The organism is Acinetobacter sp. TR3, from assembly GCF_027105055.1.
Lineage (GTDB): Bacteria > Pseudomonadota > Gammaproteobacteria > Pseudomonadales > Moraxellaceae > Acinetobacter.
Genome location: NZ_CP114264.1, coordinates 2,550,539 through 2,566,375, shown reverse-complemented (window position 1 = coordinate 2,566,375; position 15,837 = coordinate 2,550,539). Strand labels below are relative to the sequence as shown.

The window sequence follows — 15,837 nt, the reverse complement described above, 5'->3', positions numbered from 1 at the left end:
AGTAAAACCATGTAATATAAAAAAACCCTGCATTAAGCAGGGTTTTATTCAGCAATCAATTGAAAAAATTACTTTTCTTCAGCTTTTGCTTTTTCACGTAAACGAATACCGAGGTCACGTAATTGATTCGCTTCAACAGGCGCTGGCGCTTGAGTTAATGGACATTCAGCCGTCTTGGTTTTCGGGAATGCAATCACATCACGAATCGACGATGCGCCTGTCATCAACATGATCAAACGGTCAAGACCAAATGCTAAACCACCATGAGGAGGAGCACCGTAGCGTAATGCATTGAGTAAGAAGCTGAATTTTTCCTCTGCTTCTTCTTCACCAATACCTAATGCTTCAAAGATTGCTTTTTGCATCTCTAAAGTATAGATACGCAGTGAACCACCGCCAACTTCTGTACCATTCAATACCATGTCATATGCAACTGATAGAGCAGCGCCTGGATTATTCTTCACATCTTCAACACTTGATTTTGGTAGTGTGAATGGGTGATGAACAGAAGTCCATTTGCCGTCATCAGTTTCTTCGAACATTGGGAAATCAACAACCCAAAGTGGTGCCCACTCACAAGTTGAAAGATTCAAGTCATGACCGATTTTTACACGAAGTGCACCCATCGCATCATTTACAACTTTAGCTTTATCCGCACCGAAGAATACGATGTCGCCATTTTCAGCACCAACACGTTTGAGTAGATCAAGTACGATTGGCTCGATGAATTTAACGATAGGTGATTGTAAACCTTCGATGCCTTTTTCAAGTTCATTGACTTTGATGTAAGCCAAACCTTTCGCACCGTAGATACCTACGAATTTAGTATATTCATCGATCGCACTACGTGGCAATGAACCCGCGCCAGGAACGCGTAAAGCGACAATACGACCTTTAGGATCTTTTGCAGGACCAGCGAATACTTTGAACTCAACGTCTTGCATTAAGTCTGCAACGTCAACAAGTTTCAAAGGAATACGCATATCTGGTTTGTCAGATGCATAATCACGCATTGCATCGTTATAGGTCATACGTTCAAATTTATCGAATTTTACATTCAATAATTCGTTGAACATTTTAACCGTTAAGCCTTCCATTAAATCCATGATGTCATCGTCACTCATGAACGATGTTTCAACGTCGATTTGGGTAAATTCAGGCTGACGATCCGCACGTAAATCTTCGTCACGGAAACATTTCGCGATTTGGTAATAACGATCAATACCACCGACCATCAACAACTGTTTGAACAATTGCGGTGATTGTGGAAGCGCGTAGAAGCTGCCATTTGAAACACGACTTGGAACTAAATAATCACGTGCGCCTTCAGGTGTTGCACGAGTCAAGATCGGTGTTTCAACGTCAAGGAAACCGTGATCTTCGAAATAGTTACGAATTAAGTTTGTAACTTTAGAGCGGAAGCGTAAACGATCTAACATTTCTGGACGACGAATGTCCAAGAAACGGTATTTCAAACGAATTTCTTCTGAAATATTAGTATTTTCGTCATTTAATGGGAATGGAGGTGTTTCAGAAGCAGCGAGAACTTCGATTTCTTTCGCTAAAACTTCGATTTGACCACTCACCATGTTGGCATTTTCAGTACCTTCATAGCGACGACGTACACGACCTGTAATTTTTAACACAAATTCAGAGCGTGCTTTATCCGCAGTTGAGAAAGCTTCTGGTGTATCAGGATCAATTACGACTTGAACTAAACCATCACGGTCACGCATATCAAGGAAAATTACACCACCATGGTCACGGCGACGATGAACCCATCCGCATAAAGTAACTGTTTGATCGATTTGGGCTTCAGTTAAAGAGCCACAGTAATGAGTGCGCATCATATTGAATTATTTATCCAAACTATATTGGCTAGAAGGTGAATGCGTAAACAGCGCATCACCAATGAAGGGGAGATTATGCCTTGTTGAACATATTGTCTCAAGTCTTAATGTTTTCAACAGAATTTTAAAGCGACGCTTTTTTAAAAAAATGATCTTGTTTGACCTTTTCGATCAAATAATAGTAGCAACAGACATGCTGCGGTAAAAACACAAAGCGCTGTTTGAGTAAATTCGTTAATTGATTTACCAATAAAAAAATATCGTTCGGTGTACCAGAGTTCTGATGAAATATGACGACTATAGTCCCAAATCGACAACAATCCAGCAACTGTTGAAATGATTAAGCTTGTCGTGATAAATCCTTTGATTTTAATCGGTACAGGTTGAGCTAGTTTATATTTGATGTAATAGCTTTTGCACATCCAGAAGATAAAAGGTAAGGCGAGAATGGATGAAGCAATCTGCAAAATGAAATGTAATGGATAATGCAAACCAAAGAGAGAAATATCTTGTGCGAGTAAATCTTTAAAAGCGAAGGTCCGAAAGTCCAGATGGGTTAATCCATCCCAGATTAAATGTGTTGCTGTGCCTAGAATAATCGCAAAGCAATTCATAAGAATAAAGCCCACTGCATCATCAAAATTGCTGATCTTTATGGGGTCTTTTATACCCAAAAAGCGATAACTAACAGGTCGATAGATCAAATACCACAATGCACAAAAGAATAATCCAATCGGAAGATTGGGGAGTAATATGCCAGACCACTGATGTGTTAATGCAATTGTTTCTTGAGTAAATAAACGATGCAGGTCTGGGGTCATACAGCCGATTGCAAGCGCTGCGACAGGCAAATGACCTTTACTCAATTTTGATAGAGGTGGTGCAAGAACAGCGTGAGAAAGAGTAAATGGCATATTCTTGGAGCGTTATAAATATTGAATAATGGATCAGCAGTGTAGCAAATGTTTTTTGTTGAGATGTTTTTTATTGCAAAATGATTGAAACGTTATAATATAACAAATTATGTTTAAGCTAATTTGAGACGTGGCATGTCATTTCCTAAAAATATTTTGACTTTATCTATTCTAGCAGTAGCGAGCAGCGCTACCTTTGCAGAAGAACAAGCAAAGGTTCAACAACTTGCTACGATTGAAATTAAAGCGCACCCTTTAGAGCGAAATGCGGCCGATTTTGCTGTCGCAGATCATGTAATTGAACAAAAGGATTTAGTTGAAAGAAGTGCAACTTTAGGAGATGCTTTGAGCGGTGAGGTTGGTGTACATACCAATCAGTTTGGCGCTGGTTCAAGTCGTCCAGTGATTCGAGGACAAGATGGTGCTCGAGTCAAAGTGTTGCAAAATGCCTCTGAAAATATTGATGTCTCAACATTATCGCCCGACCATGCGGTCACGGTTGATCCATTATTAGCAAAGAAAATAGAAGTTATTCAAGGACCATCTACTTTATTGTATGGTGCTGGTACTGTAGGTGGTTTAGTTAATGTCACAGACAGCAAAATTCCGACACAGATGCCAGAAAATGGTTATGAGGGAAATGTTGGGCTACGCTATAACACGGGTAGTGATGAAAAATTAGCAAGCGCGGGTGTTACTGTTGGTTTAGGTGATCAAGTGGCATTACGTGTTGAAGGGCTCAAACGTGAAGCCAATGATTATATTGCACCTGATTATTTCCATGAAGGCGAAAAAGAACGTCGAGTCGATAATACTTTTGCCAAAGGTGAAACGGTGAATATTGGTTTGTCTTGGATTTATGATCGTGGCTTTACGGGTATTTCATATAGCAATCGTCAGGATCAGTATGGCTTGCCTGGACATAGCCATGAATATGAAAGCTGCGATGCACATTTGAGTGGTAGACCACATTTACATTGTGGTGATCACGATCCAGATGATGGACATGATCATGATCATGATCATGATCATGAGGAACATGAGCATGCACATGATGCAGGTCCTTGGATTGATTTAAAATCGGAGCGTTATGATGTTCGTACTGAGTTAGATAATCCATTTGCAGGTTTTAAAACTTTACGTGCGCAAGCCAGTTATACCGATTATCAACATGATGAGATTGAAGAAGAGAGCATCGCGACTCGTTTTAAAAATAAAGGTTATGATGGACGCTTAGAGTTAGTACACAACCCGCTGGGTGCATGGGAAGGGGTCATTGGTACACAATATGGACAACAAAAATTAAAACTTACAGGTGAAGAGGCCTTTTTAGCGCCAAATACCACTAAAAAATGGAGTGTTTTTGCATTAGAACATGCGCAATTTAATGATGTACATGTTGAATTAGCTGCTCGTGCAGAACAGCAAAAAATTAATATTGATGATGCAACGAAAAAAGATTTCGACGGTTCAGCCTTTTCTGTTTCTGGTGCCGCCAATTGGGAGTTTGCACCGAACTACAAACTTTCTTTGGTTACGTCACACCAAGAGCGTTTACCTTTAGCACAAGAGTTATATGCCAATGGAGGCCATTTCGCCACCAATACCTATGAACTAGGGAATGATCAGCTTAAAAAAGAGCAGTCAAATAATGTCGAACTTGGTTTTCATTACGATGATAACAAGTTTGATTACCATGTACATGTCTACCACAACTGGTTTGACGACTACATCTATGCCCAAACCTTAGATCGTTATAAAGATTTTCGTTTGGTTCAGTATGCACAAGATAAAGCCAAGTTCTACGGTGCTGAAGCAGAAGTAGGTTATCAAGTCTCTTCAATTTATAAACTCAGTGCATTTGGTGATTATGTACGCGGCAAGATCGACAATGACAATGCACCACGTGTACCAGCGGGCCGTTTAGGTACAAAAGTGAATGCAGACTTTGGCGATGGTTTTAGCGGTTCAGCTGAGTATTATCATGTATTCCAACAAGATAAGATCGCTGCTTATGAAACAGATACACAAAGTTATAACATGTTAAATTTGGGTGTGGCGTATTCAGGTAATTATGGCAATGTCGGTGATTATCGTGTATTCCTAAATGCTAATAACGTGTTGGATGATCAGGTTTATCAACATGCATCGTTCTTATCGACGATTCCACAAGTTGGACGTAATTTTAGTGTTGGTGTGAACTTTAGTTTCTAATTTGTCACTCAAATCTTATTGAAAAATCAAAGTATAAGCTCTAGCCTTGGTCCATTAGGCTAGGGCTTTTTCTGTTTATATGCGTATCTTCCAAAGAATTCATCAAAAATTAAACTGGTCAGGTCGACGTTACATGGCAGTCATATTGAGTATTTTTGCGATTGGGTATATTGCTTCTGCAATTTATCACACTGTAAAACCACTCCCAAAAGGACTGGATTTTACGGGGCAACTTCGCCATGCCAATGTGAAATTTTTGGCCGATCAGACCTATCTTGATGCACAAGGTCAACAGCAAGTTGATCAACACATTTTCAAAGAAGTATTCCAACTGATTGATCAAGCACAGACCACGATTGTGTTGGATATGTTCTTATTTAATCAGGAAGTGGGTGCGTCTAAGGTTAAGCAATTTCCATTGACGCAGCAATTAACAGATGCACTGATTCTGAAACGGAAGCTTTATCCGACAGTTCAAATTGTGGTGATTACCGATCCAATTAATTCAGTTTATGGTGGTATAACGCCTCAGCACTATCGTCAGCTTCGCCAAGCAGGTGTAGATGTTATTGAAACAGATTTAAAACCTTTGCGTGCTTCAAATCCATTGTGGTCGGGTTTTTGGTATATCTGCTGTCAAAATTTAGGCAATAATCCAGAAGGCGGTTGGCTAAATAATCCTTTTGGAAAAGATAAAGTAACAATACGGAGTTATTTGGAGTTACTCAATTTTAAAGCCAATCATCGTAAAACCTTGGTGGTAGATACGGCTCAAGGTTGGAAGAGTTTAGTGACCTCAGCGAATCCTCATGATGGAAGTTCACATCATAGTAATGTTGCACTGGTCGTGGATGGCCCAACCGCGATTGATGTATTACAAACTGAGCAAACCGTTGCCAATATGTCACAAGGTTCAAGCCCATTTGTGATCATGGGGGGATTGGCTGAAGATAAAAGCTTGCCACAGGTACAGCTACTGACTGAAAAAGCCATTTATGATGCTGTGTTGAAGATGATTCAATCTGCAAAAAGTGAAGAGCATTTGGACATAGCTATGTTCTATCTGTCTGAGCGAAATATTATTGAGGCATTAAAACAGGCTAAACAGCGTGGTGTAAGTATCCGTATCATGCTTGATCCAAATAAAGATGCATTTGGTCGTCAAAAGAATGGTATTCCAAACCGTCAAGTAGCTTCAGAACTCAATGCCGCAGGGATTCCAATTCGTTGGTGTGATACCCATGGTGAACAATGCCATAGTAAGATGCTATTTAAATATAACGCTCAGCAAGCTGAGATTATTTTAGGTTCAGCTAACTTCACGGCACGAAATCTTAAAAACTATAATCTTGAGACAGACATGCGAGTTTTAGGTTCAGCACAAGCACAGGTCTTTAAAGATGCAGGACAGTATTTTGATGCTGCTTGGAGTAATGCGAATGGTCGTCAGATCACGGTTGATTATGCAAAATATGCGGATGAGTCAAACGTGAAATACTGGCTCTATCGCTTTATGGAATGGTCGGGTTTATCTACTTTCTAAAAGAAAGAGGCTTTAAGCCTCTTTTTTATTGCGGATTTGGTGGAATCAACTGATCTAAATCTTTATCAGCCATCTGATCCAGTTCACTTAAATCTGTTTTGATTTTCCACTGAGTTTTATCCTCGACTGGGTTAGGCAGACGAGCTTCTAACCAATCGCACACTGTATCAGGATTAAATTCAGGATGATTACATTGAATTACCCAAGCTAAAAAGTCTTTCGCTTCACCATTCATATAAGGAGGAGGAGAGACAGGGAAGAATTGAGTGGGTAAGCGCTCATTGGTAGACAAATAGTTGAGCACATGACCAAGTTCTTGAACGGTTTGCCATGCAAGTGGATGTGCAACATCAATATTGAATTTAAACCACCATGCATGTTGACCATCTGTACCATGTGCAACGATACGAGCCTCTTGCACACTTGGCACTTTACAGAAGAATTGATAAAGACGATCAAAATTCATTTCAGCCACAGATGTTGTCTCAAAACCAAAAAAGTTATCTTAACATATCTCTTTGGATGTATATGCCGATGTAATCGGTCGAGGGAAAAGAACAATTGATCTGAAAAAATATTATTACAACAGTCATGCTCGGTTTTTATTCTAAAATATAACAATACTCTGATTTCTAGGGCGATAAGGATGAAGCAATCTAAATTGTATATTTATGGCTTGGCAGGTCTTTTGGGCTATCTCCCTATCATGAGTTATGCCGATAATGCATGGGGAGGGTATAGTGGTGTCGAACGACGTTCATATCCCCAAACACCTACTTATCAGCCACCCGCACAAGATCCTTTTGCATTTTCAAATCAGCGCTACACGCCGACTGCACCGCCGAAAGGCTATTATTATCAACCGAATCAAAATAATTATTATCCTTATCCGAGCCATCGACCCAGTGTTCGTATTGAATACTATCCCGAAACTCAATATGAGCATAGCTATCGCCGTGAGCCTTTTGTGGTTGGAAATGAGTTACCTAGTGAATTTCGAAGTGAGCGTTATGTGATTCGAGATTGGGATTCATATTCATTACGTGAACCACCAAGAGGTCGGCACTGGGTGATCGTTGATGGTCGTTATCTTTTAGTGACAGATGATAATTTTAGGATTGAAATTATTCGCTGATTTTAAATGTTTTTTTGAATTTTATTCAAAATAGAAATCTCCATAATTTCTTGGCTTTCATTACAAAGCTTTGCAATGTCATGGGTTTTATTCATGCTTTCTCCTTGAGTTTTTCTTAATCTAATTTTAGATCGAAAAACAGAGGATCAAACAATGAAGAAGACAGTCGTGTTATTGGTATCAACGATGATACTTGGTGTATCTGCTTCAGCAATGGCAGATTCAAATCGTTGGAATCAAGATCATAAAGATCGCTATGATCACCGCTATGAGCACCGTTACGATCATCGTGAACAACCACGCTGGTCAAATGGCGACCGTGGTCATCATTATGGTCAACGTATCAGCCTTAAACGTGGCGAGCGTTTACCGTCAGAATTCCGTAGTAACCGCTATGTGATTTCTAACTATCGGACTCACCGTTTGTATGAACCACCACGCGGCTATAACTGGATGCAGGTACAAGGTAAATATGTTTTAGTCGACTCGAAATATCGCGTGTTGAGAGTGGCTTAAACTAAGGAATAAAAAACAGGCATCTCGCCTGCTTTTTTATTTATGCTAGTTCATCATCTTGTGGTCTTGGTGTTTTATTTGCAGGGAGTTGTTGTTCATGGTCTTTACCTCGGATAACAGATGGGTAGTTCCATGAAGCAAAACGTACCACCCAAATTGCCAAAGCTAAGATCAGAATAGAGCCCGTAATGATGACCAAATCCATAGAGGCTTTATGATTGTGTTGAATATCAGCAATCAGTAAACGAGTTAGTGCAGTAATTGCCACATAGATGAGGAAGCGTACAGGCATGTGATTGGTTTTAAAGTAGATACCAACCATTGCCCCTAGTTCTAAATAGATAAACAACAATAGGATGTCATCAATGGTAGCGTATTGTTTAACCGTCAAAATTTCAATGACGGTATGTACTGCTGACCAAGCAATCATACAGCCAATAATAAACAGAGCTAAATAGTGAAAGGCTTCAACCGCATAATGACCTAGACGGTCAAATAAACGTTGTAAATTTTCGAGTTTATCTTTGGAGTTTGACATACCGACTTATATTCTCAACATGATCATTAAAATGTTATGCAAGTTTTATGCTGATTTTATTATAGCCATAAAAAAACTGCCTAAACCAACTGATTTAGGCAGTTTTTAAAACCGAACTAGAATTAAGCTTGGTTTGTGAAATAATCTTCGCTGAAGTTCATGATTAAGTCAGAACCTGCTTTGATCTTCGCAAGGCGAGAATCAAGTTCTGGCAAAATACGGTCAACAAAGTACTGTGCCAAAGCAAGTTTGTTTTGGTAGAAGTCACCAGACTTGTCTTTTGCAGCAGCAGCAATCTTAGCAAACATATAAGCAAAGCTAAGTAGACCAACTGCACTTAAGTAATCTACTGCAGTAGAGTTCGGGAACTCTACATTTTCAGCCGCTTGTTCAATGATGAACTGAGTGATTGCTTCGATTTCAGTTGCAGCATCTAAAGTCGCATCTTTAATGAAGTTTAAGTCAGTGTCTAATGCATTGGCAAAATCACGAATCTCAGTGATATATTCAGCGATGAAAGCACCACCACACTTAATCGTTTTACGACCAATTAAGTCTTGAGATTGAACGCCGTTTGTTCCTTCGTAAATTTGAGAAATACGAAGATCACGGATGCACTGTTCCATACCCCATTCACGAATATAACCGTGGCCACCAAATACCATTTGCGCATCTAAAGTTGCTTGGAATGCAGTATCTGTGAGGTAAGCTTTTGCAATTGGTGTTAACAGCGCAACACGGTCATTGGCTTTTTTCACTGCTTCTGCATCAGTAGAGAATTTAGTGATATCAAGCTGTTGACCTACATATACTGCAAATGCACGAGATGCTTCATTATTTGCACGTACATTCAATAACATACGACGAACATCACCGTGAACTAAGATGCTATCCGCAGGTTTGCTTGGAGATTTAACACCAGAAGCACTACGACCTTGTAAACGATCAGTCGCATATTGAGCTGCATTTTGGTAAGCAAATTCAGAAGCGCCAAGACCTTGGATACCCATTGATAAACGTTCGTAATTCATCATTACGAACATGGCTGCAAGACCTTCGTTTTCTTTACCAACGAGATAACCTTTTGCAGCATCAAAATTCATGACACAAGTTGCAGATGCCTTGATCCCCATTTTATGTTCGATTGAACCAGGGCCAACAGGGTTACGCTCACCTAAAGAACCATCTGCATTTACAATGTATTTCGGTACGATGAATAAAGAAATACCACGTGAACCCGCAGGTGCATCAGGTGTTTTTGCAAGAACTAAGTGAATGATGTTTTCAGCGAGATCGTGATCACCACCTGTAATGAAGATCTTAGTACCTGTAATGTTATAAGTACCATCTTCGTTACGTTCAGCTTTAGTTTTAATAATCCCTAAATCTGTACCTGCATGCGGTTCAGTTAAGCACATGGTACCTGACCATTCGCCAGAGTAGATTTTAGGTAAATACGTTTCTTTCTGTTCTTGTGATGCATAACTGCTTAACGCCATGCCTGCACCGACAGACAGTAGTGGATACAACAAGAATGATGGGTTGGTGGCAAAGAGCATTTCATCTGACAATACTGTCAGCATTTTTGGCATGCCTTGACCGCCCCATTCTTCATCAGCACCTAAGCCAATCCAACCACCTTCGGCGTATTGACGGAATGCTTCTTTAAAACCTGCTGGCGTGAAAACTTCACCGTTAACCCAACGCGCACCTTCTTCATCACCAGTACGGTTAAGTGGGTGAGTTACGTTTTGAGCAAATTTAGCCATTTCTTCTAAAATTGCTTCAGCTGTTGCAGCATCTACATGAGCAAGATTCTCATTAGACTGCCAAAATTGTTCAGCTTTAAATACATCATTTAAGATGAATTTCATGTCTGCTAAAGGTGCATTGTAAATTGGCATAATCGTTCCTTTTTACGCACAGGTCATGTGCAAAGTGATCAAATAAAACGAACAAATAAATTGAATAGTGTAAATTTAGCATTGATTAAACAAAAAAAGGACGGTCAAAACTGACCAGTCCTTTTTCTGTGATGAACGTTGCATCTCATTCTAATCTATGATTAGAACGCGAAGTGTTCCGCATCAAGTTCAAACAATGGTGCAACACCAGTTGAAAGTACATCTACGTGCGAGCGAACACGTGGCAAGATCTTCTTGAAGTAGAAGCGAGCAGTTGCTACTTTCGCATTGTAGAAGTCAACTTCTGTTGAACCTTCAGCCAATTTCTCTTGAGCAACAAGTGCCATACGTGCCCATAGGAATGCAAGTGTTACATAACCAGAGAAGTACATGTAGTCAACCGCAGCTGCGCCAACTTCATCAGGGTTTTGCATTGCACGCATACCGATTTGCATCGTGATATCGCCCCATTCTTTGTTTGCAGCAGCCAATGGTGCAAGGAATTCTTGCATTGCAGCATTGTCTTTGTTTGCTTCAACAAATTTATGGATGATCTTGGTGAAGTCTTTCAACATTGCACCTTGAGTTTGCAATACTTTACGACCTAAAAGATCAAGTGCTTGAATTTCAGTTGTTCCTTCGTATAAGCAAGCAATACGTGTATCACGTACGATTTGCTCCATACCGTGCTCAGAAATAAATCCGTGACCACCAAATACTTGCACACCGTGGTTTGCAGATTCATAACCAGTTTCAGTTAAGAATGCTTTAGCAATTGGCGTTAACAAAGATAAGATGTTGTCAGCAAACTTACGCTCTTCTTCAGTTTCGCCTTTTTCAACGATATCTGCATACTGAGCCAATAAGTAAACAAGTGCACGACCACCTTCAGCAAATGCTTTTTGAGTTAAAAGCATATTACGAACAGCAGGGTGAACAATAATTGGATCTGCTTCTTTTTCAGGTGCTTTAGGACCTGAAAGTGAACGCATTGCCAAACGATCTTTCGCATATGCTAAAGCACCTTGGAAAGAACCTTCAGATGCAGCAAGACCTTGAACGGCTGTACCAATACGTGCAGTATTCATGAATGTGAACATGCAGTTTAGGCCGCGGTTTTCTGGTCCAATCAAGTAACCTTTTGCTTTATCAAAGTTGATCACACAAGTTGCGTTACCATGGATACCCATTTTATGTTCAATTGAACCGCAGCGAACAGTATTGCGCTCACCGATAGAGCCATCTGCATTTACATTGAATTTCGGTACGATGAACAGCGAAATACCTTTAGTACCTTTAGGTGCGCCAGGTAAACGAGCAAGTACGATATGGATGATGTTTTCAGCCATGTCATGTTCACCAGCAGAGATAAAGATTTTCTCGCCAGAAATTGCATAGCTACCATCATCATTTGGTTCAGCTTTGGTTCGGGTAATACCTAAGTCTGAACCTGCATGAGATTCAGTTAAGCACATTGTACCTGTCCAAACACCTGATACAAGGTTTGGCATATACGTCGCTTTTTGTTCATCAGAACCATGGTGTTCAATTGTACGAACAGCACCATGAGAAAGACCTGGGTACATACCCCAAGACCAGTTGGCTGTACCAACCATCTCAGAAATTGTGATTCCTAGAGAGTTTGGTAATGCTTGACCGCCAAATTCTTCATCAGCAGAAAGAGATGGGAAACCAAGTTCGATATATTTTTGATACGCTTCTTTAAAGCCTGTAGGCGTAGTAACAACACCGTCATTCCAAGTACAACCTTCACGATCGCCTGATTGGTTGATAGGAGAAAGTTCATTCTCACAGAAATCAGCTGCTGCTTCTAAATATTGATCAACCAATTCGCGGCTTACGGTGCCTTGAAATGCAGGAAGTTTTGCGTAATGTGCTTCAGCATTTAATAATTCGTGCAATACGAACTGCATATCACGTAAGGGTGCTTTGTATTGTGGCATAGCATTTTCCTCAATACTGGTTAAACCAGAGTTATAATCTTAGTCAATAGTAAATATACCCAAAGGGTATCATTTTGTGTTGCTAATCGTGCAACAAGTTATAGTTCCGTACAAGCTTTAACAGGGCATTTCTTAGTGACTGTAAAGTCAAAGATAATGCTTAAATTATTTTAAAGCGTATTGATTGTAGGCAGTTTGCGTTGAATTCGCTCGTAATAATATGCAAAAAATCGTAAGCAGCTGTGTAATTAAAAATAATTGACTCTGCAAATAAATAAAAGGCGCTTGAGGCGCCTTGATAACGAAATAATATTATGTTCTTACATAGGTTTAACGTTTGAATTGTGATTTCTCAGGCGTAAAGCGAACGTCACAAGTACCTTCAATTACACGATTATTCCACTGAACATTCACACGCTCACCGATGCGTTTACCCTGACAGGCTTTCTCGATCTGTGCTCTCTGTAGTCGATGTTCTTCACGCATTTGTTCTCGTTGTTCTTCACGTTGTTCGCGTTTAGCTTGCCATTCTGCACGTTGTTCTGGGGTTAGCGGTTGACGTTGCATTTCGTGGCGGTGGCGGTCATGATTCATTCCTTGTTCTGAAGGTGTTACTTGGCAGGCAGCCAAACCTAAAACAGAACCGAGAAGAGTTGTCATTAATACAATTTTTGTCTTGTTCATTATTTTATCCTGCGTAGTCAGTTAAGATTCGATTGTTAAAGATTAGATAATAAAGATGAAGAAAGAATGGAGAGTTTTTTTGAACCATGTTGGTTACAATCCATAAATAGAACACTATTGAGATTTCGCTTTTGAATGTTCGTCGCATGCCTTTAGCCATACGTTTATTTTTAACGGTATTACTGACTACCTTAGTGATTGCAACAATCAGTTTAGGGGTATTGCATTGGACCATGCAAAAGAACTTCGCACGTTATGTTGCTGATGTGGAAATGCAAAAATTAGATCGTTTGATTGCGAATCTAGGTAATGTTTATACGGTTTATCATGACTGGGGGAATGCCATTCAGGCACAGATTTTACAAATTGAAGGGAACGCAGCACCTGATGATTATGATCGCTTGTCTCAGTGGTGGTTGCGCCGTCAGTATGATATTGCCTTACAACAACGTTATTTTAATGACCATACCTTATTAACGCTTTCACCCACTTTAGCTCAAAACAACACCGAAATAAAAAATCGTCAGATTTTTAATGATGAAGAATTAAAGATTCTTAAACAAAATTTACCCTCAGAATATCAACCTTTTGAAGGCTTACGTTTTCCTTTGAGTCCGAGCCAATTTCGATTAAAGAAAGATGCGAAAGATGATAAGCAAGATACCAAATCTAGTTCATCATCTGAACACGTTAAAAAGCGTTTTGTATCAATTCCAGATCGTTTAGGTTTAAGTTCAAGACTGTCTTTATATGATGAAAAACACCAATTTATTGTGGGTGAGCCTGCAACTGATCAAATAGCCTACCGTCCAATTCTGGTTAATCAAAAAGTTGTGGGTTATCTCGGCTTAAAACCCGTATTGGATCAGGATGATGCATCAAGTATTAATTTCTTTAGTAATCAAAAGCGTTATTTGCTTTTAGTTTATGCCTTAACCGTGCTTTCTAGTTTGGTGGCAGCATTGTTAATGGCAGCTTATTTCAAAAAGCCAATTCAACGTTTGCTTAATGCGACTTTGGAATTAACGCGTGGAAATTACCAACATCAGGTTGTGATTAAGCGAAATGATGAATTGGGAGATTTATCTAATCAACTGAATCATTTGGCTGATATTTTGCATCAACATGAGGAATCGCGCCGTCAATGGGTCGCTGATACTTCTCATGAATTAAAAACGCCTTTGGCTGTGTTACAAGCACAGATTGAAGCGATGCAGGATGGAATTCGTAAAGCGACACCCGAGCATCTTGATGCAATGATGCGTCAAGTGAGTAGTTTAAAGAAGCTAACACAAGATTTGGCTGATTTAGCACAGGCAGATGCGCAGCAGTTGAAATGCTATTTTGCTGAAGTCAATCCATGGGATGTAGTACTGCAAGAAGTTGAAAATTTTAAACCTACATTTGAACAAAAGCAGTTTGATGTTTCACTCTCAGGCGAAGGAATAAGCCTATCTTTAGATCGAGATCGTTTTAAACAGATCATTGTTAACTTGCTTGGAAATTGTGTACGTTACACAGAACAAGGTGGAAAAATACAGATTCATACTCAACAAAATGAGTATGAATGGATACTGTATGTAGATGATAGCCCATTTGGGGTAAGTGATGAGCAGTTGGCGCGTTTAGGCGAGCGCTTTTATCGTGTGGATGATTCACGCACACGTAGCACTGGCGGAACAGGTTTAGGTTTGGCTTTGTCTTGTAAACTTGCACAGGCTTTAGGTGGTTCACTTACTTTTAATCATTCACCTTTAGGTGGATTGCGTTGTGTGCTGACTTTCCCAAAATTAATTAAATAACTTTTTTGATCCTCTTTGCTTGAGGACGATGGATAGGATGAAAACCATGAAGCATATTATGTTGGTTGAAGATGAAGTTGAACTAGCACAGTTGGTTCGTGATTATTTAGAGGCGGCTGGTTTTGAAGTCAGTATGTTTCATGATGGTCAGGATGCTTATACCCAATTTCAACAACGTAAACCCAGTCTCATGATTTTAGACTTGATGGTTCCTCGTATGGATGGTTTAACCATTTGCCGTAAAGTCCGTGAGCAATCTGATCTACCGATTATTATGGTAACTGCGCGTACTGAAGAAATTGATCGTGTTTTAGGCTTAAATATGGGTGCAGATGACTATATTTGTAAACCATTTAGTCCGAAAGAGTTGGTTGCACGTGTACAAGCTGTTTTACGTCGTTTAGAGCGTAAGGCAGAACCTGATCAAAATGATTTATTTCGTATCGACAAAGCACAGCAACGGATTTGGTATCAACAAAAAGCATTAACTTTAACACCGACTGAATTCCGTTTATTGGAATTATTCTTGGAACATCTCGGTCAAGTCTATTCTCGTGCGCAATTATTAGATCATATTAATCCAGATAGTTTTGATGTCGCAGATCGTGTAATTGACAGTCATATTAAAAATCTTCGTCGTAAAATTACTGAAGCTGCCGAAACAGGTAATCGCCATGAATGGATTCAAGCGGTTTATGGTGTAGGTTATCGTTTTGAATATCCTGATGAGTAAAATATAAAAGCCCTTTTGTAAATAAAGGGCTTTTTATTAA

The 15,837-nt window shown here is 39.6% G+C and carries 13 protein-coding genes; 6 read left to right on the top strand and 7 right to left on the bottom strand.

Translation table 11 applies throughout. The features are described from left to right. Positions 1–68 precede the first annotated feature (68 nt). A complete protein-coding gene (gene aspS / locus O1449_RS12115) occupies positions 69–1,850 on the bottom strand; it encodes an aspartate--tRNA ligase (protein WP_269228703.1) in 1,782 nt (593 codons plus the stop codon). Between the two features lie 140 nt (positions 1,851–1,990). Continuing rightward, on the bottom strand, positions 1,991–2,764 hold the full coding sequence (locus O1449_RS12110) for a DUF4184 family protein (protein ID WP_269228702.1): 774 nt from the start codon (positions 2,762–2,764) through the stop codon (positions 1,991–1,993). Between the two features lie 135 nt (positions 2,765–2,899). Here O1449_RS12110 and znuD point away from each other — a divergent pair, with 135 nt between their 5' ends. Both znuD and O1449_RS12100 read left to right on the top strand, forming a co-directional pair. Then, positions 2,900–4,978, top strand: a complete 2,079-nt coding sequence (znuD, locus tag O1449_RS12105) for a zinc piracy TonB-dependent receptor ZnuD (RefSeq protein WP_269238452.1) — start codon at positions 2,900–2,902, stop codon at positions 4,976–4,978. Between the two features lie 79 nt (positions 4,979–5,057). After that, on the top strand, positions 5,058–6,521 hold the full coding sequence (locus O1449_RS12100) for a phospholipase D family protein (protein WP_269238451.1): 1,464 nt from the start codon (positions 5,058–5,060) through the stop codon (positions 6,519–6,521). Between the two features lie 25 nt (positions 6,522–6,546). On the opposite strand, the gene O1449_RS12095 is transcribed toward O1449_RS12100, so the two are convergent. Further along, positions 6,547–6,987 carry a hypothetical protein gene (locus O1449_RS12095; protein WP_420002391.1) on the bottom strand — a complete coding sequence of 147 codons (441 nt, stop codon included), beginning with the start codon at positions 6,985–6,987 and terminating at the stop codon, positions 6,547–6,549. Between the two features lie 180 nt (positions 6,988–7,167). Between O1449_RS12095 and O1449_RS12090 the strand changes: the two genes are divergently transcribed. Together O1449_RS12090 and O1449_RS12085 are read left to right on the top strand one after the other, a co-directional pair. After that, entirely contained in the window at positions 7,168–7,656 is a 489-nt protein-coding gene (locus O1449_RS12090; protein ID WP_269238449.1) for an RcnB family protein, read from the top strand. A gap of 153 nt (positions 7,657–7,809) precedes the next feature. After that, positions 7,810–8,172: an RcnB family protein gene (locus O1449_RS12085; RefSeq protein ID WP_269238448.1), complete on the top strand. Its 363-nt coding sequence runs from the start codon at positions 7,810–7,812 to the stop codon at positions 8,170–8,172. Positions 8,173–8,212: 40 nt separating this feature from the next. Here the strand turns inward: O1449_RS12085 and O1449_RS12080 are convergent, their stop codons facing one another. From O1449_RS12080 to O1449_RS12065, 4 genes are all read right to left on the bottom strand, one after another. Beyond that, a complete protein-coding gene (locus O1449_RS12080) occupies positions 8,213–8,710 on the bottom strand; it encodes a phosphate-starvation-inducible protein PsiE (RefSeq protein ID WP_269228650.1) in 498 nt (165 codons plus the stop codon). A gap of 122 nt (positions 8,711–8,832) precedes the next feature. Beyond that, the gene (locus O1449_RS12075; RefSeq protein ID WP_269228649.1) at positions 8,833–10,614 is read right to left on the bottom strand and encodes an acyl-CoA dehydrogenase C-terminal domain-containing protein; all 1,782 of its coding nucleotides are present in this window, start codon (positions 10,612–10,614) and stop codon (positions 8,833–8,835) included. Positions 10,615–10,775: 161 nt separating this feature from the next. Continuing rightward, positions 10,776–12,578: an acyl-CoA dehydrogenase C-terminal domain-containing protein gene (locus O1449_RS12070; protein WP_269228648.1), complete on the bottom strand. Its 1,803-nt coding sequence runs from the start codon at positions 12,576–12,578 to the stop codon at positions 10,776–10,778. A gap of 330 nt (positions 12,579–12,908) precedes the next feature. Further along, positions 12,909–13,262, bottom strand: a complete 354-nt coding sequence (locus O1449_RS12065; RefSeq protein ID WP_050041422.1) for a heavy-metal resistance — start codon at positions 13,260–13,262, stop codon at positions 12,909–12,911. A gap of 131 nt (positions 13,263–13,393) precedes the next feature. Here O1449_RS12065 and baeS point away from each other — a divergent pair, with 131 nt between their 5' ends. Both baeS and O1449_RS12055 read left to right on the top strand, forming a co-directional pair. Next, positions 13,394–15,064, top strand: a complete 1,671-nt coding sequence (baeS, locus tag O1449_RS12060; RefSeq protein ID WP_269238447.1) for a sensor histidine kinase efflux regulator BaeS — start codon at positions 13,394–13,396, stop codon at positions 15,062–15,064. Between the two features lie 46 nt (positions 15,065–15,110). Further along, entirely contained in the window at positions 15,111–15,797 is a 687-nt protein-coding gene (locus O1449_RS12055; RefSeq protein WP_004664800.1) for a response regulator, read from the top strand. Positions 15,798–15,837 lie beyond the last annotated feature (40 nt).